This is a genomic window from Mucilaginibacter celer (genome assembly GCF_003576455.2).
Classification (GTDB): domain Bacteria; phylum Bacteroidota; class Bacteroidia; order Sphingobacteriales; family Sphingobacteriaceae; genus Mucilaginibacter; species Mucilaginibacter celer.
Genome location: NZ_CP032869.1, coordinates 5,586,879 through 5,607,389 on the forward strand (window position 1 = coordinate 5,586,879; position 20,511 = coordinate 5,607,389).

At 43.8% G+C, this 20,511-nt stretch carries 19 protein-coding genes, 1 tRNA gene and 1 riboswitch; of the genes, 10 read left to right on the plus strand and 10 right to left on the minus strand.

Features of this window, described 5'->3' with window-relative positions:
• The first annotated feature begins 1 nt into the window (after position 1).
• Positions 2–640: a C40 family peptidase gene (locus HYN43_RS23000; protein ID WP_119406263.1), complete on the plus strand. Its 639-nt coding sequence runs from the start codon at positions 2–4 to the stop codon at positions 638–640.
• Between the two features lie 21 nt (positions 641–661).
• Here the strand turns inward: HYN43_RS23000 and HYN43_RS23005 are convergent, their stop codons facing one another.
• From HYN43_RS23005 to HYN43_RS23020, 4 genes are read right to left on the minus strand one after another with little or no spacing between them, the layout of a single operon-like run.
• The gene (locus HYN43_RS23005; RefSeq protein WP_119406264.1) at positions 662–919 is read right to left on the minus strand and encodes a Trm112 family protein; all 258 of its coding nucleotides are present in this window, start codon (positions 917–919) and stop codon (positions 662–664) included.
• Positions 900–1,568: a thiamine phosphate synthase gene (locus HYN43_RS23010; RefSeq protein ID WP_119406265.1), complete on the minus strand. Its 669-nt coding sequence runs from the start codon at positions 1,566–1,568 to the stop codon at positions 900–902. The genes HYN43_RS23005 and HYN43_RS23010 overlap by 20 nt, the downstream gene beginning before the upstream one ends.
• On the minus strand, positions 1,568–2,620 hold the full coding sequence (locus tag HYN43_RS23015) for an AIR synthase family protein (protein WP_119406266.1): 1,053 nt from the start codon (positions 2,618–2,620) through the stop codon (positions 1,568–1,570). Before HYN43_RS23015 ends, HYN43_RS23010 begins: the two co-directional genes overlap by 1 nt.
• A gap of 9 nt (positions 2,621–2,629) precedes the next feature.
• Positions 2,630–3,343, minus strand: a complete 714-nt coding sequence (locus HYN43_RS23020; protein WP_119406267.1) for a class I SAM-dependent methyltransferase — start codon at positions 3,341–3,343, stop codon at positions 2,630–2,632.
• A 98-nt stretch (positions 3,344–3,441) separates the two neighbouring features.
• Positions 3,442–3,543, minus strand: a riboswitch (TPP riboswitch).
• A gap of 203 nt (positions 3,544–3,746) precedes the next feature.
• On the opposite strand from HYN43_RS23020, the gene HYN43_RS23025 reads away from it, so the two are divergent.
• Positions 3,747–4,913, plus strand: coding sequence for a hypothetical protein (locus HYN43_RS23025; RefSeq protein ID WP_119406268.1), 1,167 nt, complete (start codon positions 3,747–3,749; stop codon positions 4,911–4,913).
• A gap of 49 nt (positions 4,914–4,962) precedes the next feature.
• Here HYN43_RS23025 and HYN43_RS23030 read toward each other — a convergent pair whose 3' ends face one another.
• On the minus strand, positions 4,963–5,262 hold the full coding sequence (locus HYN43_RS23030) for a DUF1330 domain-containing protein (protein WP_119406269.1): 300 nt from the start codon (positions 5,260–5,262) through the stop codon (positions 4,963–4,965).
• Between the two features lie 28 nt (positions 5,263–5,290).
• Positions 5,291–5,704: a nuclear transport factor 2 family protein gene (locus tag HYN43_RS23035; RefSeq protein WP_119406270.1), complete on the minus strand. Its 414-nt coding sequence runs from the start codon at positions 5,702–5,704 to the stop codon at positions 5,291–5,293.
• A 219-nt stretch (positions 5,705–5,923) separates the two neighbouring features.
• On the opposite strand from HYN43_RS23035, the gene HYN43_RS23040 reads away from it, so the two are divergent.
• Together HYN43_RS23040 and HYN43_RS23045 are read left to right on the plus strand one after the other, a co-directional pair.
• Positions 5,924–5,996, plus strand: a tRNA-Met gene (locus HYN43_RS23040).
• A gap of 144 nt (positions 5,997–6,140) precedes the next feature.
• Positions 6,141–8,411 (plus strand): PAS domain-containing protein, encoded by a 2,271-nt coding sequence (locus HYN43_RS23045; RefSeq protein ID WP_119406271.1) that lies wholly within the window; start codon positions 6,141–6,143, stop codon positions 8,409–8,411.
• Positions 8,412–8,509: 98 nt separating this feature from the next.
• Here HYN43_RS23045 and HYN43_RS23050 read toward each other — a convergent pair whose 3' ends face one another.
• Positions 8,510–8,758, minus strand: coding sequence for an FUSC family protein (locus tag HYN43_RS23050; RefSeq protein WP_119406272.1), 249 nt, complete (start codon positions 8,756–8,758; stop codon positions 8,510–8,512).
• Positions 8,759–8,884: 126 nt separating this feature from the next.
• A complete protein-coding gene (locus HYN43_RS23055) occupies positions 8,885–9,760 on the minus strand; it encodes an alpha/beta fold hydrolase (RefSeq protein WP_119409086.1) in 876 nt (291 codons plus the stop codon).
• Positions 9,761–9,940: 180 nt separating this feature from the next.
• Between HYN43_RS23055 and HYN43_RS23060 the strand changes: the two genes are divergently transcribed.
• Positions 9,941–10,228 carry a hypothetical protein gene (locus tag HYN43_RS23060; protein ID WP_119406273.1) on the plus strand — a complete coding sequence of 96 codons (288 nt, stop codon included), beginning with the start codon at positions 9,941–9,943 and terminating at the stop codon, positions 10,226–10,228.
• Positions 10,229–10,373: 145 nt separating this feature from the next.
• Here HYN43_RS23060 and HYN43_RS23065 read toward each other — a convergent pair whose 3' ends face one another.
• Complete coding sequence (locus HYN43_RS23065; protein WP_119406274.1) at positions 10,374–14,030, minus strand: ABC transporter permease; 3,657 nt, start codon at positions 14,028–14,030, stop codon at positions 10,374–10,376.
• A gap of 278 nt (positions 14,031–14,308) precedes the next feature.
• Here HYN43_RS23065 and HYN43_RS23070 point away from each other — a divergent pair, with 278 nt between their 5' ends.
• From HYN43_RS23070 to HYN43_RS23080, 3 genes are read left to right on the plus strand one after another with little or no spacing between them, the layout of a single operon-like run.
• The gene (locus tag HYN43_RS23070) at positions 14,309–15,529 is read left to right on the plus strand and encodes a hypothetical protein (RefSeq protein ID WP_119406275.1); all 1,221 of its coding nucleotides are present in this window, start codon (positions 14,309–14,311) and stop codon (positions 15,527–15,529) included.
• A 1-nt stretch (position 15,530) separates the two neighbouring features.
• Complete coding sequence (locus tag HYN43_RS23075; RefSeq protein WP_119406276.1) at positions 15,531–15,995, plus strand: three component ABC system middle component; 465 nt, start codon at positions 15,531–15,533, stop codon at positions 15,993–15,995.
• Entirely contained in the window at positions 15,992–17,941 is a 1,950-nt protein-coding gene (locus tag HYN43_RS23080; protein ID WP_119406277.1) for a DUF3732 domain-containing protein, read from the plus strand. The genes HYN43_RS23075 and HYN43_RS23080 overlap by 4 nt, the downstream gene beginning before the upstream one ends.
• Positions 17,942–18,039: 98 nt before the next feature.
• Here HYN43_RS23080 and HYN43_RS31015 read toward each other — a convergent pair whose 3' ends face one another.
• Positions 18,040–18,174: an ATP-binding protein gene (locus HYN43_RS31015; protein WP_425373717.1), complete on the minus strand. Its 135-nt coding sequence runs from the start codon at positions 18,172–18,174 to the stop codon at positions 18,040–18,042.
• Between the two features lie 226 nt (positions 18,175–18,400).
• On the opposite strand from HYN43_RS31015, the gene map reads away from it, so the two are divergent.
• Entirely contained in the window at positions 18,401–19,165 is a 765-nt protein-coding gene (gene map / locus HYN43_RS23090; protein WP_119406279.1) for a type I methionyl aminopeptidase, read from the plus strand.
• Between the two features lie 144 nt (positions 19,166–19,309).
• Complete coding sequence (locus HYN43_RS23095) at positions 19,310–20,494, plus strand: acetyltransferase domain-containing protein (RefSeq protein WP_205589810.1); 1,185 nt, start codon at positions 19,310–19,312, stop codon at positions 20,492–20,494.
• Positions 20,495–20,511: the final 17 nt, after the last annotated feature.

The following is a 20,511-nucleotide window of genomic DNA, read 5'->3' on the forward strand; positions in this document are numbered from 1 at the left end:
CATGCATTTTGCAGTTGGCCCCAAACTCCTTCTTATTGCTTTTTTATCATTTTCGAAGCCGGTAAAACCTGCCGCGCATCACGTATCCAAAAAATATAAAGCTAATAAAACAGCAAAGGCACACAGGCATACACGCGTGAGGCATCATTATGCCGAGGTTGAAGCCAATTATAATACCGGTGAAATTACGCCGGCCGAATTGGTTGAATTTGCACAAACGCTTAAAGGTACCAGGTATTGCTACGGTTCAACCAACCCGGAGCGGGGTTTTGATTGCTCGGGTTTTGTAAATTATGTTTTTACCCACTTTGGTATTTCCATCCCGCGCAGTTCATCAGATTTTGCACCCGTAAAGGGCATCGATATCAGTGAAGCCCGCTTTGGCGATCTGATTTTGTTTACCGGCACCCGCAGCCATAATTACCACAGTGCCGGACACATTGGCATTGTGATATCTCAACCCGGCGAACCTTTGGTATTTATCCACTCTACTTCGGGCGCCGAGAATGGCGTTACCGAAACCGCTATGAATGATCTTTACCAGCGCCGTTATATTAAAACTATCCGGGTATTTAAAGATGAAGCCCCTGCCGTAGAGGAAGAAACCACAGCAGAGGCTACCGAAATGGTGGCCCGTTAATTTACTACAATTTGTTATTGCTCAAGGCAACAGCTTTACATCCGCTATATCATACTCCAGTTTCCACTTTTCAACTATAGGTTGCTCTAATTGAATCTGCCGATATTCGTCGGGAGCCATAATGGGTACGCCGTATACAATTGGGTATTTACGGTTGCAAGCGTTACAGGTGAGAATCCCTTCAATAATATTCTGTTTGGTATCTTTTGCAAGCACCTGTAAGTCGAGGTCACTTTTATCAAAAGGGCAGCAAAGTTTTTTAATTGTTTTGAGTTGCATGTTGGGTAGTGTCGGCGCTTAGCGCGGCTTTAAATTGTTTAACTTGTTGTTCGGGGTTGTCGGCACTCATAATGCCTGATATTACAGCAATGCCATCAAAGGGGGTTAGCTTTTTTAAGCCGATGAGATTTTGTGGCGTGATGCCGCCGGCTACAAAAAAGGGCATCGGGGTGAGTACCCTGGCCCGGGTTACGGTAAGCGGCGTAACGATATCACAACTGCCTGCCGATGCCGAGGGGAACATGGAGCAAAAGGATACATAATCGAGTTTGTTGTCTTCGGCCCAGGCCACCGTATCGAGGCTGCCGGAGCAGGTAATACCACATATAAACGGCCGGTTCACCGCATCTTTTATTTGGAGTAACGAAGCCGGAACAGCATCGAAATGGATGCCATCCAAAGCCGGAACATCGCGAAGCAAGGTCCAATCCTGGTTAATAAGCAAAGGTACCTGGTGCGGTTTACATATAGCTGCTATCTTTTCTATCAGCGCCCGCTTATCGGCCCCCGGTTGCCAATTATTCCAGATCTGAACCACTTTAATCCCACCTGATAAAGCTGATTTTAACTTAGCTAATAGTATAGGCTCGTCAATGGTAGGATTTAACACAAGGTAAACGCCACCATTAATTTTATAAGGTTTATCCATTATTTCCATCCGTTTTTGTATGCGTTAAAAAAAGCGTCCCAATAAGGGTCTTTACTAAAGTAAGGCAGGGGTTTTTCCCGGCCGTTTTCTATCAGCGTACAGCCTTTTTGTTTTTCGGTAAAATGGCCGATAACAGTGGCAGGTATGTTATTTTCATTTAAGCGTTGCATTACGTTTCGGCTCCATTCTTCTTTTACGGCGATGACCATGGCGCCTGCACCGATGCAATAACGCGGATCGATATTGAACAACTGGCAAATCTGACTTTGTACCTCACCTATGGGCAGTAAGCCGCTATCTATAGTTACGCCATTGCCCGATGCTATGGCCATTTCATAAACCGCGCCCAGCACGCCTCCTTCGGTAACATCATGCATGGCCGTTACTTTATTAAAACGTTTTTCTACATCGGCAGCAGTGAGGCCGTCTTTTAACGACGATGTTTGATAAAACAGCTCACAGCCCCGGTTATAAATATCAGTTCCTAACTTGTTTTTAACTGTTTCGGGAAAACTCATAGCCAGTATGGCCGCCGATGACATGGCGCATTGTTTGGTAACAATTATTACATCACCCGGGCGGGCATTTTTACTCAGCAAAATATCGTTAACCGGCGCAGTAAGCAGCATGGTGCCGCCGCCCGCAATGGTTGAGTTTTGCCCTTCAATACTGCCGGTATGCCCGCCGGTAATGGCCACACCAATCTCATCGCAATAACGGTGGATGTGGTCCCAGTATATTATAAAATCATGCTCGCTTAAACCCGGTGGCAGGTTTAATACCATTTGTGCGTATTGTGGCGCAAAACCGGTAGTAGCCATATCATTGGCCATTAAATGCACCGAAAGCCAGGCCGATTCCTGCAAACCCAACGATGGGATAAGTGAAAGCGGATCGCTGGTAAGGGCCAGCCCCAGGCCGCCGGGCAGGTTTATTACGGATACATCAACACCGAAGGCCGGGCCACTTAAAACTTCGTTACGCTGCCGCCCCCGGCGGGGCAGGATGATGTGCTCAAAGCCCTCGCCGGTTATTTTTCCTGATAATGACATCGGCTGGTATTAATCAAGAAATTTAACATACAGGCCAAAAAAATCGCCGGCAGGCACACTCCATTGCTGCACCGGGAACCATGCGGGTAGGCCGGTGCAGGTCCACTCCAGGCTGTACCTGCGGCCTTTTAACGCTTCGTGAATTATTTTGGTAAGCATGGCCGGGGTATAAAAAGTGGCAGTAACGTAAAACGGGTTTTTGCCAAACATCTGCTGTACCCGGCGGCGTAGCACCTTGGGCGAGTTGCGGTTCATCATCCCGAAAGCAATACCGTGCCTGCTCACACGTGCCGCCTCGCGGATCACCTGTACCGGGTCGCGGTAATACTCAAACGTGGTAATAAAGGCAACGGCATCAAAAGTATCATCCTTAAAAGGCATAAAGTGCGAATCGGCGTTTACCAAATCGCCTTTAAAAAGATGCACCGCCTGGCCAAGCATAAAAGGCGAGAGATCGCCGCCGGTGGCGTCGATGCCAATTTCGTGCCACCAACGGGTAAACCGGGTGGTGCCGCAGCCAAACTCCAGTAGTTCTTTAACGCGCGTATCGGTGGCCAGTAATTGGGTCATTACCTTTTTTTGCCATACTTCGGCGCGTTTGTAGCGGCCTTCGTACCATTGCTCGTAGGTATCGGTGTGTTCGCGGTTAAAAAACCACTCTTTGCGCCCCTGCCAGTTACTGAGGCTTTTGGTTACCAGGCCAAAGTTGTTTTGGGTTTCCATGTTTTTAGTTCATTAAATAAAAAAGCCTTGTTAATGCACGGGCGTACCGGTACAGAAACAAGGCCATGTATCAATAAACAGCAAATGCCGAAAACCAACCAATTAAGCCAGTGCATCCCTACGCCGGTATTATCCGTGTCAGGTTGTGCGGGTATTATCTCAGCCTTAACCATGCGGTTAAAGCACCCCGTGCTATATAAAACGAAGGTAGTTTATTTAATGTAAAAACTAATAACACATACAGGATAAAACTAAAAAGTATTTGAAAATGGAATGATGTGGTAATTAATATCAGTTTACCTGAATAATATTATCAATAAATTATTTATATCTTTAAATAAGCAAGCTGCTTTTTAGTTTTCTTCAACATAAGCAACTGTGCATCAAGCCTAAAAACATTATCATGAATACCATAGCCAATAAAACACATGAGCCCAAAAGTCAATCGGCCGCAATAAAACAATCGCCAAAAATTGAGGGAAAATTTGCTTTGCCGCTTATTGATAACCGTGCGACCTCGGTTGCACAGGCAAAAAGACTTGAAAAACAGGTGCCGGTAAACCCTGTTTTGCAACGTGTTTTTGACCCATCGTTGGATATTGCTACTGTTGAGCACTTTGCCGGGCAGTTTGCCGAGCAGCTAAAGGGATTTAAATTTTCAGAAAAAAGTACACTGTTTAATGATATAAAAAAATCGGGCGAGGTTTATAACCGCGAAAACATTATTGCCTGGCTTGAGGCAAAGAAAAAGCCTGAAGCCCCCGCCGTTGGGGTTGCAGTGCCCTTCGCTGTCCCACCCCCTGCTGCAGTTACGCATGCATTAAAAGGAAAAACCATGGCGCGGATGGAGCATCCTGTATGGGCCGATATTGAACCACTATTGGCCGGTTACGGCATTATTACCGATACCGATAAGGAAAAAGTGAAAAATAAAATAGTCTCAACCGAAGCAGATCCGAGGATTCTGATTCGCGGCATACCCGATTTGATTGAAAAAGCAACCGGGGTACAGGCATCAACAACCGCTGCCAATATCCGCGCCACTAATGCAGCAGCTGCGCCCGATATAACTGTGCATCACCAAACGGTAACAGTTGGCCGTGGTGATACCCGCCGTCCGGATGTGATTAAACAACAGGGCGGCTTATACGGCTGGGATCCGGGCGTAGTAACTATCGAACATGCACGCGCCATTGTAAACAAAGTTAGCGCGATGGCTCCCGAGGCACAAAAAGCCTGGGCTAATGCATGGAAACGGCCAACACCACCACCCGAAGAGCGAAACCCATGGGTAGCAACAGGAAAAGGTGATGCCCAAAAAAATGCCGATAGTGTTTATGTGAGTACCATTCCGCTTAAGTTTACACCTATCGGGGGCCACGGCATGCACGTTGGCACCGACACAGGCAGCGTTGGCACAGCAAATGTGATAGGTGTACAGCTCGACCCGCAAGGCAATGGGGCCGGGGATGAGATCCTGGTACTAACAGGGATCCCCTGGAAATACATAAGCACCTGGAATGGCGAGGATAAAGACGTAGCCGCAGCAGCCGAAGCGGCGAAACACTAAAATAAGCCCGATATTGCAGTGTTGTATTGCTGCAATACCGGACTAAAAATCAGGCGGGCCTTACAAACTCTTTGGTTAGCGTAATGGTGCTGTTTACCGTTGTTTCCATCCGCAGTTTTTTAAGCGGGGCATACTCCGGGTCGTTATAAAAAGCCATCGCTTCTTCTTCCGACCGAAACTTCAATATCGCATAGGTGCCGCGGCTTTCGCCTTCCAGGTTTTTACCACCGAAGTCGGCTACCAGCACTTCGGCATGGTGTTTAAGTATTACAGGCATAACGGCTTTGCCATAAGGCGCAAATTGTTCAGCATCAGCTACATCAAAGCTGAATATCATATAAGTGTTCATAGCAGTGTTTTTAAAGTTGAATAAATAATTAAGCTAAATGTGCTAACCCATCCGGAAACATGGCTTTTGCTACTAAAGCCATATCCAAAGCTTCGCGGATCAGTTTGATCTTCCCGTTTTCGGCGACAACACGGCCCATATAAGTTTGCGGATAAGGCCTGCCGGTTGAGTTGGCTATGGCATCCACATCATATTCGCCAAAAGCCTGTTCAGGAGTATCAATATGGATACGGATATTTTGAAAGTGGAAATTGCCGAACGTTTTAGACAGGTTTTTGAGGAAATTGTAGATCACCTCGCGGCCTTTCCATTGCCAGGGTAAACCTAAGCTTGCCAGGTAAGGGAGTTCAAATACGGCATCATCGGCAAAAAGTTCGATAGCTATATCGGGGTTATTCACGTTTTCGAGGTAACCAAGTAATAATTCTTTAGCGGTTTTCATTTTGTTATTTTTTGTAGCTCTGTACGTTCATCGTTCAGAACAATACAAAGGTGCAGCAAGCCGAAAGCCTGTGCATTGATGTTTGGTAAGAAAGAAATTGATATTTATCAATGAAATTAATAACCTAACTGATAGTGTGTTAAGCGAATGTTAAGCAAAGGAGGTCCATTTTTACACTGCGGTGTTATAACTTATTGTACATTTGCAACATCAAAACAGTGCGGGATGGAGCAGTTGGTAGCTCGTCGGGCTCATAACCCGAAGGTCGTAGGTTCGAGTCCTGCTCCCGCTACAAAGTAAAAAAGCCTCAAGTCGAAAGATTTGAGGCTTTTTGCTTTTACAAACGCCCTGATTTGCTATTTATAACTTATAACACTTATACAGTGTTATTTATATTATATTTAACATTGTATGGCATGAAATTGCTTATTCAGTTATGATAGAAGATAAATATTGCGGCGCCGTACTGCGTGCGGCCCCAATGCCAACTATACTGTTAAAAGCAGATCATCCTGCCTATACCATTGCTTTTGCAAATGAAGCCTATCTTACACTTGCAAAGTTAACCGAAGAAGAGATAGTTGGAAATGGCTTTGTAAACCTGTTTTACAGCCATTATGCCAACGCGGATGAAATATTAGCTGTACTGCACCAGGTATTGCAGGATAAAGTGGCCCACAAGCATTCTGCTGTCAGATATGAACTTTCTGCTCCGGAAAACAGCGGTACCGTGGTCAAATATTTCGACATATTCAATACGCCATTATTAGGCGCAAACGGCGAAGTTGAGCTTATTATTCGTACTATTAATGATGTTACCGATCTGGTTGTAACTCAACAAAACGAAAGAGCTATTTATCAAAACCTTGTAAAACACGAAAAGCTTTTAAGTGAATCGCAGCGGATAGCCAACATCGGTAACTGGGAAGTTGATGTGATAAATGATACCATCCTATGGTCGGATGTGTTGAAAGAGATTTACGAGGTACCGTTAAATTATCAGCCCACGTTTGAATCGTCACTTGCTTTTTACAAGAATGATAAATACAGGGAGATTATACAAATCTCTGTAAATGAAGCTATTGAGAAAAGCAATGTGTTTGATGCAGAACTGGAAATAATTACAGTTGCAGGCAACAAACGCTGGCTCCGCAGCACAGGCAAGGCCGATGTAATTGAAGGGAAATGCGTACGGCTATACGGTGTAACACAGGATATAACCAAATTTAAAAGCGTTGAAAAAGCATTAACTGAGTCGCGGAACCAGTACCAGGCCCTTATCGAATCGGTAGATGGAATAGTGTGGGAGGCTAATGCAATGACATTTGAATTTACCTATATCAGCAATAAAATTCATGACCTGTTGGGCTATACACCTGAACAGTGGTTAAGCGACCCGAATTTTTGGGCAAATCATATTTACCAGGACGACCGCGAGTGGGCTGTAACATTTTGTCAAAACCAAACAGAAAAGGTATCCGACCATGTTTTTGATTACCGGATGACCAAAGCCGATGGCAGCATTGTTTGGATAAAAGATTTTGTTTCGGTAATTGAGGAAGCCGGCAAGGCTAAATTATTGAGGGGCGTGATGATTGATTTTACCGAACCTAAATTACTGGCAAGCCTTGATAACCTTGAAAAAAACGTGTTGGAGCTTATTGCGAATAAAGAGGAAGATCTGCACCAGATCCTCAATATTTATATGAGGGGGATTGAAAATTTATTGCCCAATATGAAGTGCTCGGCGTTGCAGATCAACAACAACAGGCTGTATACATTGGCAGCACCATCTTTACCAACAGAATTTATCAATGCGCTAAATAAACAGCCGATAGGCGAAGAGGCCGGCTCCTGCAGTGCGGCGGCTTATCGTAAAGAAAAGGTGATAGCGGCCGATATTTCGGTTGATCCCTTATGGAAACATTTTAAGGATGAAGCTTTAAAACACAACCTCCGGTCGTGTTGGTCGTATCCAATTGTTAACAGCAATAACCAGGTAATTGCTGTATTTGGCATGTATTACAATGATGTAAAGCTTTCGGGCGCGATGGAAATACTGGTAATAGAACGCGCGGTAGCTATTTTGAAGGTAATATTGGAAAACAGGGAGCGTGCCAGGGCTATTGAAGAAGCTACTATGCTCATTGCCCAAGGACAGGAACTGGCCAACTTTGGCAACTGGCAATGGGATATCAAAAATAATGTTGTTAAATGGTCTGATGTATTATACAATATTTACGGCGTCGACAAAAAAAACCACACAGCCACTTATGAAGGCTACCTGGCATTACTGCATCCGGACGACAGGGAGCCCATACAAAACATTATACTTAACGCCCTACACACACGCAAAGACATTGTTTTTGAAGAAAGAATAATCCGGCCGAATGGAGAGATGAGGTATCTGAAATCGTGGGGAAGGGTATTTTGCGACGCCGACGGTGAGCCCGAAAAAATGATTGGCTCCTGCCTGGATATCACCACAGCTAAAATTGCCGAATCGAAACTATGGGATATTGCATGGATGCAATCACATTTAGTTCGGGCGCCATTGGTGCGCCTGATAGGCCTGGTAGATTTGCTGAAAGAAGAACGAATGAACAGCGGCGAAGAACACGAACTGCTTGATTTTATTATGACCACAGCGCGCGAGCTGGACAAAGTTGTTCAGGATATCTCGGATAAAACGGTAAACCAAAAGTAGGTTTTGTAAAGCGCTGTATCAGCAACTCCCCTATCCTGTTGCAGGTATCTATCAATGCCTGTATGGCAGGAGCATTTTAACAATGCCCCCACTCTACCTTATTTCAATCCCTTCTCTTTCACCAGCCTCTCCACCTCTTTATTCCTGATCTTATTTTTAGCCGCAATGGGCACATAAATCAACGGTAAAAAAGTAAGCAATCCAAATCCGTTTCTAACAGCACTATAAACAGCTACGCCTATCAAAAAACCAAAGATGGCGGCATCATAAATGTTATTGGTTTTGATTTTTTTGGCTTCCTGTAATAACTCTTCGTTGGTTAAATCGGCTAATTCTTTTTGTTTCATGGATGTGATAGTTAACATTAAAATGCCGGCAGCAGGTTGCAGGCTGCTATCCGGCTTACAAGTTTACTAAAAATCCTTCTGGCAGGCAGGATAAAACTCTTAAAGCTATCTAAGCACAATCACCTGTTACTTCAAAAACGCATTCAAATAACCCAATATCACATCTGTTTGCATCATCAAACTCACATGCCCTTGTGCAGGTACAATGGCCAGGTGCGATTTGGGCATCGGGGCCATATCGGCAGCTACGCCGCCACCCAGCAGTTTATAGGTTTTGGCCAGTTCAACTTTATCTATCCCGTCGTTATCGCCGACTATGATCAGTACCGGCGCGGCGATCTTCGCGATATTGTCATCCCCAAAATCAAATGGTTGCGAGGCGAAGGTTATCATTTGCTCTATAAACTTTGTCCATTTTGTTTTATCGGGTGCTACGGCATCGTAGGCAACATGCATCGGGGTTTTGTCGAAAAACTCGGGCTTGAAGGATTTGAAGGCGGCATTTATTTCGGGGTTCCAGCCGGTACTTTTATAGGTTGACGAAATGATCACCAGTTTTTTTACCCTTTTAGGGCTTTGAATGGCAAACTTGTAAGCCACCGAACCGCCCATGCTGTAGCCCACCACATCGGCGCTGTCAATTTTCAGGTAATCCAGTACGCCTTCCACATCGCGGGCCATGTTGGCGTGGGTTAGCGGCCTGTCGGAATATGGGGTGCGGCCGTGGCCTTGCATTTCAAGGGCAATTACTTTCCTGGTTTTGGATAATTGGGGGATAATTTCGGCCCAGTTTCCCTCAATGGTCATGAAAGCGCCGTGCAGCAAAACGATGGGTTTGCCCTCGCCATATACCTGGTAATAAACCTTAATGCCGTTAACGGGCGCATAGCCGCTTTGCGCGGGCTTGCTTTGCTGAGCGTTTGATTGAAACATGGTTGTAAAAAACAAGGTTATAATTAATACCGGGCGCAGGATACCAGATTGTTTAAATACTTTTTTCATAATTGTTTTTAATTTGATTGATGATACAAATATCACCGGCATTTAAGCATTTGGTACTGTGTGGAAACGACATGTTAAGGGGTGAATAGCGACAAGGTGTTGCCGTTACATTTTCTCTAAATTACAATTAGTTTAACTTCCCACAGCAATCAGATAACTATTACCTAAATTAGTGCTTCCATGAAAACAATCTCCGACTTTAAAGCCTCATTAACCTCAGAACAAGCCCCCGGCGGCCTCTCCCCACAACTCCAGGCCCTCTGGTACGATGGTAAAGGCGATTGGCACCAGGCCCACGCCCAGGTTGATCATCTCAGCGACCGCCAATCGGCCTGGGTACATGCCTACCTGCACCGCAAAGAAGGCGACATCTGGAACGCCGACTACTGGTACAAACAGGCCAGGCAAACCAGGCCGGATATTTCATTAGATGAAGAATGGGAGCAGTTGGTGGCAGAGTTTATATAGCGTTAGCTTACACCATCTCTAAGTCGTCATTGCGAGGAACGAAGCAATCGCGAACTATGCAGTGCGGATTTGCTCACGTGCGATTGCTTCGTTCCTCGCAATGACGGGATGGTTAAAATGATGGTATACCTTTTAAACTCCTTTCCTACTCACTCCGCAAACTCTTCACCGGGTTAGCCAACGCGGCGCTCACCGCTTTGTACCCTACGCTTACCCAGGCAATAACCACCGAAGTCAGTATCGCCAAAATAAAAATATCCGCCCCTATGCTGATGCGATAGGCATAATCCTGCAACCATTTGTGCATAAAATAATACCCCAACGGTGCTGATATGGCAAAGGCGATAACAATAAGTACCGTAAACTCTTTAGAAAACAAATAAACAATATGCCCTACCGAAGCGCCTAAAGTTTTACGGATGCCCACCTCTTTGGTGCGTTGCAGGGCCATAAATGACACCATGCCATACAAACCCAGGCAGGAAATAAAGATGGCTATGCCCGCAAATATTTTGTACAGCGTAGATAATTTATCCTCGTCGCGGTAAAAGCTTTCGATGGTTTTATCCAGGAACTGGTACTCGTACACGCCTTCGGGAAAAGTTTTGTTCCAGAGGTTATCGATGCCGGCGAGGGTTTGTTTTATATTTTGGGGCTGCACCTTGATATTCAATTTAGAGTATTGCGATTTCCATGGCCCCATTAGCACCGGCGGGATGGTGTTACGCAACGAGATTGTGTTAAAATCCTTCACCACGCCGGTAATGCGGGCTTTCAGCTTTTTATCATCCCAAAGCATAATGTATTTGCCGATGGCCTGCTTCGGGTCGGTGATGCCAAGTTTGTGGATGAGGGTTTCGTTTACTACATAGCCCGATATGGTATCGGTTTTTTTATACGGAGCTCCTGCTACAAATTTAATGTCGTAAAGATTGAAAAACTCAGCATCAGCCCATCTCAGGCAGGCACCGAAATCAACCTGTTTAGCGGCATTATTAAATTTAAAATCGCTGTACCAGCCGCTGTTATCCGAAGGGCCGTACAAGCTCAGGCTCACATCTTTAATTCCCGGCTGCGCCAACAGCTGATCCTTCAAGGCACTCACCCTCGACCGGCTTATGCTATCCCCGGGGAAAGGAACCGTAATCACCGCGTCTTTATTAAACCCTAAGGATTTGGTTCGAAAATAATTCATCTGGTAAATCAACACCAGGGTGCCTATCACCAAAAGCTGCGCTATGCAAAACTGCGCCACCACAAGTACCCGGCGCAGGGAAATGCCGCTTGTGCGCCCGGCATTGATCTTATTTCGCAAAGCCGTTATCGGGTTATAGCCCGATAATACCAGCGCCGGGTAAAAGCCTGCCAAAAACGTAACGCCGATGATCAGGCCTATCAAAAACAAAATCACTAACGGATCGGCCAGGAAACCTCCGCTTAGCTTGATCTCCAGCAGGCCGTTAAGCATCGGTAAGGCTATCATGGCTATTAACACGGCCAGCACAACGGCAAATAAGGTAATGATGAGCGTCTCGCTTATAAATTGCAACACCAACTGGTAACGGTTGCTGCCCAGCACCTTACGGATACCTACCTCTTTCGAGCGGTTTACGGCCTGGGCCGTGGCCAGGTTAATGAAGTTAACACAGGCGATGATGAGCAGGAATAACCCGATCAAACTAATCACATTGATCAACTGCCTGCTAAACGGGTGACCGCCATACACGCCTACCTCGGTATTGTAGTGCATCTCCTTAAGGGCTTGCAATTGATAGCCGCTGTCTTTATTGTAAGGCGGCGGGATGCGTTTTTTGGCGAAAGTCGCAAGCTGGGCATTAAACTGTTTTTCGTTTACGCCGGCTGGTAAAATAATAAAGCTGTTGCGATCTCCGAAGGTGCTGATCCAGTCCTTGGCATTGCCGTTCAGGTCGCCGCCTTTTTCAATGAGGCTGATCCAGGAGATGGCCAGCTTGATGGGGATATCGGTGTTTACCGGGGTATCTTCAATAATGCCGGTCACTTTCAGGTCGCGGCGGTTTTCGTAGCGGATGGTTTTGCCCATGGCATTGTGCCAGTCGCCGAAAAACTTGTTGGCTTCCTCGCGGGAGAGGATAATGGTTTTAGGATCGGCGAGGGCGGTGTTTTTATCGCCGGCCAGCCATTTATAATCAAACATTTTAAAAAATTCGGGGTCGGCATAGTAGGCCAGGTCTTCCCTGAATTTTTTAAAGGTGCTGGTATTGCGCACATCGCCAACGGTATAGTGCGAACCATCGTTTTTCATGATGTTGGCCGCCAGCTTTATTTCGGGAAAGTCGAGCCGCAGGCCCTCTACCATGGGCAAAGGCGTACCCGAACCGGCGTGTACCCCATCGGGGCCGTGGCTTACGTTCAGCACGCGGTAAATGCGATCTTTATTGGTATGGTAGTTATCAAAACTTGTTTGATACTGCACAACCAAAAATATGAGCAGGCAGGCCGCCACGCCTATGGCCAAACCGGTAATATTAATGGTGGCGTAGCTTTTATTGCGCATCAGGTTGCGCCAGGCTATTTTGAAGTAATTTTTAAACATAACGTAAGGATTTGATTTTTTAACGACCAGCTTTTTGGCCGTTTCCTGGTTTAAAATTACTGCCGCAAAATGGGGCTGGCGTTCCATGTTATAATTTGGTCGCTCTTTTTTCAGTTCAATTTTGTATTCGGCGGGGCTTTTGCCGGTTAGTTGTTTAAAAGTGCGGTTGAAAGTGGTTTTGGAGTTAAAGCCCGATTCGAAGGCGATGCCCAGCAGGGTAAGATGATCATAAGCCGGATCCTGCATGTTGCGGGCTACCTCGGCAACCCGGTATTCGTTAATCAAATCGTTAAAGCTTTTTTTGAGCACCGTATTGATAATGCGCGATAATTCGTTAGGGTGCAGATCAAGCTTTTCGGCCAGCGAGCGCAGGCTCAGCTCCGGGTCCTGGTAATAGCGGTTGGCTTTAAGGGCCTGCTTTAACCAGGTACCTTTTTGCTTTGATTGGGCCGGGGGCGCAGGCTTATAAACCGGCGGCGTAGCCAAGGGCTCGCCCGCCCCTACCCTTAAAAAAGCGGTGCCTGCCGTGTAAAGTGCCAGTACAGCCAAAAGCAGGTAAAAGGGATACCAGGTATGAGCGCCTAACCCGTTTGGATAAAAAAACCAGCCCAGCACCGCGAAAAGCATCCAACACAACCACAGCACACCGAAACCACCCAACTGCTGATGCAGCCACCGCATTTGGTAGCGGTATCTATCGCCATTGGTAAATTTAATGCAGTGGTAAAAGTTTTCTATTTGTTTGTGCGACGCATACAGGTAGCCAATAGCCCCGATAAAGGCCAACGCCTGCAACACAGGATTTACCTGCTGCCACAGCAATGTATCGTAAACGGCTTTGCTCGTTTTAACACTTTCGCTGCCGGCCCATAGCTGAGCGCCCAGCTCCAACAATACAGGCACAAAATGCAGCAGCTGTTTAAAGCGGAACCGGTATTGCGGCCTGGTTATTTTGAGCACATAAAAATAAACAAGCGGCCCAAAAGCCAGCGAAAACTGCAAAGGCCACCGGCTCCAATTGGGGAGATAGGTTGATAGCCCCACATCGATAGCCAATACGCGGGCTATGTATAAAACAATAACCACCAGCGCCAGGGCCAAAAACCGGTTGGCGGTTTTATTTTCCTTTTTGCCGAACCATAAAAGCGCAGCCGAGGCCAGGCCAAGGAAGATGGTTCCTAAAAAAGCCAGGTCGTAAGCGTTGATATGGAATGTGTAGGTTTTCAATCTGGTTATTTGGCGCAATTGCTGCGCCAAAGTTATAAGTTATTTATTTTGAGTGTGTTGGATTATTGGGTTGTGGGGTGGGTGTAATGGAAGCGGACGGGTGGGTGTGCGGTTTTGGGGGGAGGAAGGATAATCATTTGTTTTCTAAAGCTTTCAAAAACTACTCTTTTGATTAGCTGATGTTTACATAAAAAAACAAATTTTAGTTTCTTCACAATGAGTATTATTAATATTCATATATTTATTTTCCAATATCAAACTATATCACAGTACTTTTAATGCCCGCATCAAAAACTCAGCAAGCGACATCAGCCTCGGATACCTCGATTGGGTTTGATTATCAATTTTATCAATTCTTTTTATTGTTGTTAGACCTTCGCCACGGCGAGGAAATCGGCCTTGAGGAAAAAGACGATGTACATGTTGATTTAGCGGACGGGACGCAGTTGCTAATCCAAACCAAGCACACCGTTCAGATAAATGCAACTGGACAAGCAATCAATCTCACAGAAAGAGATAAAGATCTTTGGAAAACTCTATCTAATTGGACTAAAGTAATCAGCGATCAAAGCGATGCGAAAGCTTTCTTAAAACTAACAACGTTCCAATTATCAACCAATAAACAAGCTGTAACTAACCCTTTTGTTCTAAACATTATTAGATTACAAAATGGAGACATTAAGATTAAAGATTTTAAAGATTATCTCAAGGAACTCGCTAAGAACACAGAAGACGCCACAATTAAAGACTACATAGATCGCTTTAGAGGAATGGCTTCTGAATTACTAACTCTCTTCGCAAAAAAGATTGCCTTCCAACTCAATCATGACGACTTAATCAGTGCTATAAAAATGCGTCTATTGGAAAAAATCCATATTAAAGAACGTGTTGACGACGTTTATAGAAATCTGCATTCCGAATTAAGAGACACCAATTACCTCAACGTTAAAGCTGATATTAAAAATGTGATTAGTTTTGAACGATTTAATCAAAAGTTTGGCAAATGTTTTCAGGTAGCAATCAGCACAAAACTCCCCATCCGAGATTTGCCTTATATCCTACCAGACCATCCAGAGCAACAACTTTTCATACGGCAATTTTTGGATATTGGTGACATGTCGGCTACTGAAAAAGATGTAATTATTGCTTACACTACTCAAATGCTTCAATTACTTAATAATCTAAAAGAATGGGAAAGCAATGGTGATTTTCTGGAATCCGATCGCAAAAAATTTAATAAAGAAACATCCTTAATTCAACAGACCGCATTTAAAGCCACATTTCGTCGTATCAAAGCTAAGATTGAAGGAGGTCAAAATCTCGACGACCTCGACGATGAAATTAAAACATCTGCCGTTTCACTACTTGACGAAATGCGGAGACAAATTCTTCAGTTTGATGAAACCCAACTTTCATTAGAACTGAGCCATGGGCATTTTTATCTTTTAACAGAGGAAAGCGAAATCGGTTGGCACATGGACTGGAAAAATCGTTATTAATATGAATCAAACTTCCGCGACAATAAATAATAATGAGGCTTTGGCAAGCCTTGCCGTTGGCTATTTGCTAAAGGTTTACGGAACAATTAGTGCAGCTAAAGTAATGTTAATATTACCTTTCATTCTGCATCCTCCTACTGTTCGTAAACTTCGGGGAAGCTCTTTAAAAAGAAGCTTAGAAGAGTTTATTGTAAAAAGCCCCGAGTGTTTTATAAGTTTCAACGCACGTTTTAATGACTACCTTCCTCTATCTGTTAACGCAGTGACAATTCTACAGGAAATGAATATAATAAGCATTGTACGTGATCAAATTACATATAATCACGCATCAAATTTCAGTCCTGAATATAGTAGCCACGTTGGAAAACGGGCAGATGATTTTTTTGTCGCCATTAACACCTTGGCTGATCTTTTCCGTGATCAAAATGAGAACTCACTCTACCTTAAACTTAAAATCGAATTATGAGATTCCATATCAACAAAATCATACTCTGGTTCAAAAATGAGTCTGCTCCGCGTATGCTCGAATTGATACCAAATAAAGTTAACGTAATTACTGGAGGGAGTGGCACTGGTAAAACCAGCATCTTATCCATCTTCGATTATTGCATGCTCTCTACTAAAGCCAATATCCCCCAAGAAGCAATTAATGAGAACGTCGCATGGTATGGCATAGACTTTAAGATTAATGATAAAGATTTTCTTCTCGCTCGCAAAAGTCCGGTAGGTAATACAGGATCAGATGAAATTTATTTTTCCAGCGACAATACATTTCCAGAAAAATTGGCAAAAAATAATGACATTAAACAAGTCAAGTCTATTTTGGAAAAGGAGTTTGGCATTGATGAAAGTCTAAAAATTCCATTTGGGGGTAAGTATATCTCAGCAGGATCAAAAATTTCTTATAGATATTTTTTGTTATTCAATACACTTTCGGAGGATACTATCGCACATACTAAAGAGTTCTTCGATTATCATTTATATGATAGGGACAAATATATCGAAGCTCTCGATAGAATATTCTATCTCGCTCTCGGAGTAGACGATGTAGGTAACGTATTGGTTAAAGAGAAGATTGATGGCCTGGAAAAAGATTTAGCAAAGATCGAGAAACGAAAAAAAGCTCTTGATAAAGAGGAAAAGCTTTTCGCACAACAAATTATTCGACTTATCAATCGCGCACAAGAATATGATCTTATAGAGCGACGTCTGTTCACAATTGAAGAAGGACGTGAACGTCTAAATCAATTAGTCAACCAATTCCGAACAGCTACTTACTCTAATAACATGCAGCAGGTTGACGAATTGAATAAGCGAAAACGGACTATCTATAGGCAAATCAGAAACTTAGAACGCTTTAATGTTGAATATGATACCTATAAAAAGAATCTTAGCAACGATTACGAAAGTTTAAAACCTATAGAATATCTCAATCAAAATTTTGGTGAGTTGATTCCGACATTAGAGGTGCGTACGTTTCTTAACTCTCTCGAAGGTTCACTTCGGACTATTAGGGATGAGATCGCCAAAAAGAAGCCTATTTCAATAAATGTCAAAGCAGAAGTTACTACTTTAAAAAATCGGATCATAGAGATTGATGCAGAATTAGCCACATTGCCAACATCAACTAAAGATTATACCGATGAAGCACAAAAATTTATTTTTATCGGAGAATTAAAATCCCAATTGGCCTTTTATGAGAAAAATTGGGAACTCGAGCTTGATGCTGATAATGAACAAGAATTGGCTGAGGAAATTGAAACACTGAGGGGTGTATTAAAAAACAATAACGAAAAACGCAGATTAATCCTATCCGATCTTGAGGGCTTAATTCAAAACTTTTTTGATTCTTCAGAAGACGCTTTGGGAGTTTATAAAGGCTACAAAGTTCTTGTTGATGTTTCTGAAAAAAGCCTGAAACTTCGTAAAGCAAAAGAACTCCAGGCTCAAAATACAATTGGAAGCAAATCCAATTACATGTTCTTGCATCTATTTTTATTTCTCGGTCTGCATGAACATTTCATCAGTTTGCCGCATAGTTACGTCCCGCAATTTTTAATCTTAGATCAACCAAGTCAACCATATTATGAGAATACAAAAGTTAATGAAAACGTAACGGATATTCCTAAAGATGACGACAAGATCAAATTACAATCAGCCTTTCAATTACTGAATGATTTTATTACCAAAATCAATACTGATTATAAGACCGATTTTCAAATCATTATGCTCGAACATGCACCAGAGCGCTATTGGACGGAAAAGAATCTGAACAATTTCCATCTTGTCGAGGAATTTCGTAATGGAAACGCACTAATCCCTGAACGAGCAACTGTACCTGTAAAAAAGACAACAGAAGAAACGAAAAACGACACACCGAAAAAACCAAAAGGTGGTTCAAAAAAGAAATAATCGGACAAATAAAGGCAAATCATAAATCTTGATTTGCCTTTATTTATGCTTATGCAAATTGCATTTCAACAAAAATTACGTCCACTTAACTCACCCCCTCACCCCAAACAAAAACCTCGTCCCCTCCCCAACTCCGATTCCACCCAAATCCGGCCATTATGCCGTTCTAAAATCCGTTTAATAATAGTTAAGCCCATCCCCACCCCTTCATATTGGCTGCTACTATTATGCAGTCGGCTAAAAGTTTAGAAGATTTTTTGATGGTTTTCTTTGGCTATGCCTATGCCGTTGTCGCTTACTTCAAACACCAGTTCGTCGTCTTGTTTAAAGCTGCGTACGGTTGGTTGGCGAGGTGGTTACATTGAGCATATCATTTACATGTGTACCATAACTAAATTACATTCTCTCAACGGTCGCCGTATCCATATTCCTTATCTTTGCAAATCAAAAATTTGAGCCATGTCAATCTCCACCGATAACGAAAAAAACGGCATGCAGCAAGCCAGCGATGCTGTAGCCATCACCCTCAAAAAAATGCGTGAGTATGCCAAACCCGGCATCTCAACCAAAGAGCTTGACGAGTACGGTGGCGAATTACTGGCACAAATGGGCGCAAAATCTGCCCCTTATTTAACTTACAATTTCCCGGGCTATACCTGTATCAGCGTGAATAACGTAGTTGCCCACGGCGTACCGTCGGAAGAACTGATTTTACAGGAAGGCGACCTGGTTAACATCGATGTATCGGCCGAGTTGAATGGTTATTGGGCGGATAACGGCGGATCATTTGTTTTAGGCGAGGATATTCACGGCCATGGCAAACTTGTGGAAGCCTCAAAAGATATCCTGAAAAAAGCTATAAGCAATATTAAAGGCGGTGTACGGATTTCGGAGATAGGCAAACTGATTGAAACCGAAGCTAAAAAAGCCGGCTACACCGTTATCAAAAACCTCACCGGGCACGGCGTTGGCCGCAGCCTGCACGAAGAACCGCACGAAATTGCCAACTATTGCGACAGATATAACACTACCCGCTTTAAAAAGAATTCGGTGGTGGCGATAGAAACTTTCATTTCAACCAAATCAACCATTGCCGATACCCAGGACGATGGCTGGACATTGATTGGAAACAAAGGCGGCTATGTTGCCCAGCACGAGCATACCATTATGGTAACCAGCGGCCAGCCGGTGATATTTACAGCGCAGAACGGCATTTGGGATTAATGCCAGGATGACCGGTAAAAACGTGCTGCGACATTAATAAAACGCATTTTTTTGCGTAAAAACCTGCTGTTGAGCGGGGGAATAAATGACAATACTTCATCAAAAGTATTTCATCAAAGCCCTATATTTATCCCAAAAACCTAAGTGAGCACAATTACCAAAACCCGGATAACATCTATCGATTTTTTGCGCGGCACCATAATGATCATTATGGCGCTTGATCATGTGAGGGATTATTTATTTTTCGGGTCGTTTTATTTTGATCCGCTTGATTTTGGGAAAACCAACGGTGTATTGTTCTTCACCCGGTGGATCACTCATTTCTGCGCACCCATATTTATGCTTCTGGCCGGCACCTCGGCATCGCTCATCGGGCAAAAGAAAACCAAGGCCCAATTATCGGCGTTCCTGCTTAAACGCGGGTTATGGCTTATTTTTCTGGAGATGATTGTGGTAAACTTCGGCTGGAATTTCAACATCACCTTCCCGATGTTCTTTTTCATCACCATCTGGGCATTGGGCTTAAGCATGATCATTTTGGCCGGGCTTATCCATCTGCCTAAAAAACTCATCCTTGGCATCAGTATAGTTATTATAGCCGGGCATAACCTATTGGATAGTACTCATTTTGATGGTAATACATTAGGGGGCTTTGGCTGGTCGCTGGTTCATGATCAGCGTTTTTTTATGTGGCATAACGAGTTGTTTTTAGTAGGGTATCCTATTGTACCGCTTATGGCTGTTATGGCACTGGGCTATTGCCTTGGCGGGTGGTACACATCGGGTTATGATGTAGCAAAAAGACAAAGAAATTTGCTTATTGCAGGCGGCGCATGTATCGCGGTATTTATTGTACTCCGTTACAGCAACCTTTACGGCGATCCGGTTAAATGGAGCGTACAAAAAAATGTATTCTTCACATTCCTGTCGTTCATTAACGTTAACAAATATCCGCCATCGCTGCTGTACCTGTTAATTACACTGGGTTCGGCGTTTATATTCCTGTCACTTACCGAAAAGGTTAAGAATGGTTTTGTAAACGTGGTATCGGTTTATGGCAGGGTACCTATGTTTTACTATCTCATCCATATTTATATTATCCACCTCATAGCCATTATTGCGTCGGCCGTTACGCCCGGTCAAAACTGGCATTTATGGATCCTTACAAAACCCATTTGGTTTACTCATGATTTAAAGGGTTACGGTTTTTCATTACCGGTAGCTTACCTGGTTTGGATAGCTATAGTTGTGGGTTTATATCCGTTATGCAAACGCTACGATGCTTACAAACAGGCTAATAAGCAAAAATGGTGGCTGAGTTATTTGTAAATTGTTAATGCCCAGCC

Bases quoted from the DNA above. Each gene is read 5' to 3' on its own strand.
- HYN43_RS23000 (WP_119406263.1), top strand. From the start codon at position 2: ATGCATTTTGCAGTTGGCCCCAAACTCCTTCTTATTGCTTTTTTATCA.
- HYN43_RS23005 (WP_119406264.1), bottom strand. From the start codon at position 919: ATGCAACTCAAAACAATTAAAAAACTTTGCTGCCCTTTTGATAAAAGT.
- HYN43_RS23010 (WP_119406265.1), bottom strand. From the start codon at position 1,568: ATGGATAAACCTTATAAAATTAATGGTGGCGTTTACCTTGTGTTAAAT.
- HYN43_RS23015 (WP_119406266.1), bottom strand. From the start codon at position 2,620: ATGTCATTATCAGGAAAAATAACCGGCGAGGGCTTTGAGCACATCATC.
- HYN43_RS23020 (WP_119406267.1), bottom strand. From the start codon at position 3,343: ATGGAAACCCAAAACAACTTTGGCCTGGTAACCAAAAGCCTCAGTAAC.
- HYN43_RS23025 (WP_119406268.1), top strand. From the start codon at position 3,747: ATGAATACCATAGCCAATAAAACACATGAGCCCAAAAGTCAATCGGCC.
- HYN43_RS23030 (WP_119406269.1), bottom strand. From the start codon at position 5,262: ATGAACACTTATATGATATTCAGCTTTGATGTAGCTGATGCTGAACAA.
- HYN43_RS23035 (WP_119406270.1), bottom strand. From the start codon at position 5,704: ATGAAAACCGCTAAAGAATTATTACTTGGTTACCTCGAAAACGTGAAT.
- HYN43_RS23045 (WP_119406271.1), top strand. From the start codon at position 6,141: ATGATAGAAGATAAATATTGCGGCGCCGTACTGCGTGCGGCCCCAATG.
- HYN43_RS23050 (WP_119406272.1), bottom strand. From the start codon at position 8,758: ATGAAACAAAAAGAATTAGCCGATTTAACCAACGAAGAGTTATTACAG.
- HYN43_RS23055 (WP_119409086.1), bottom strand. From the start codon at position 9,760: ATGAAAAAAGTATTTAAACAATCTGGTATCCTGCGCCCGGTATTAATT.
- HYN43_RS23060 (WP_119406273.1), top strand. From the start codon at position 9,941: ATGAAAACAATCTCCGACTTTAAAGCCTCATTAACCTCAGAACAAGCC.
- HYN43_RS23070 (WP_119406275.1), top strand. From the start codon at position 14,309: ATGCCCGCATCAAAAACTCAGCAAGCGACATCAGCCTCGGATACCTCG.
- HYN43_RS23075 (WP_119406276.1), top strand. From the start codon at position 15,531: ATGAATCAAACTTCCGCGACAATAAATAATAATGAGGCTTTGGCAAGC.
- HYN43_RS23080 (WP_119406277.1), top strand. From the start codon at position 15,992: ATGAGATTCCATATCAACAAAATCATACTCTGGTTCAAAAATGAGTCT.
- map (WP_119406279.1), top strand. From the start codon at position 18,401: ATGTCAATCTCCACCGATAACGAAAAAAACGGCATGCAGCAAGCCAGC.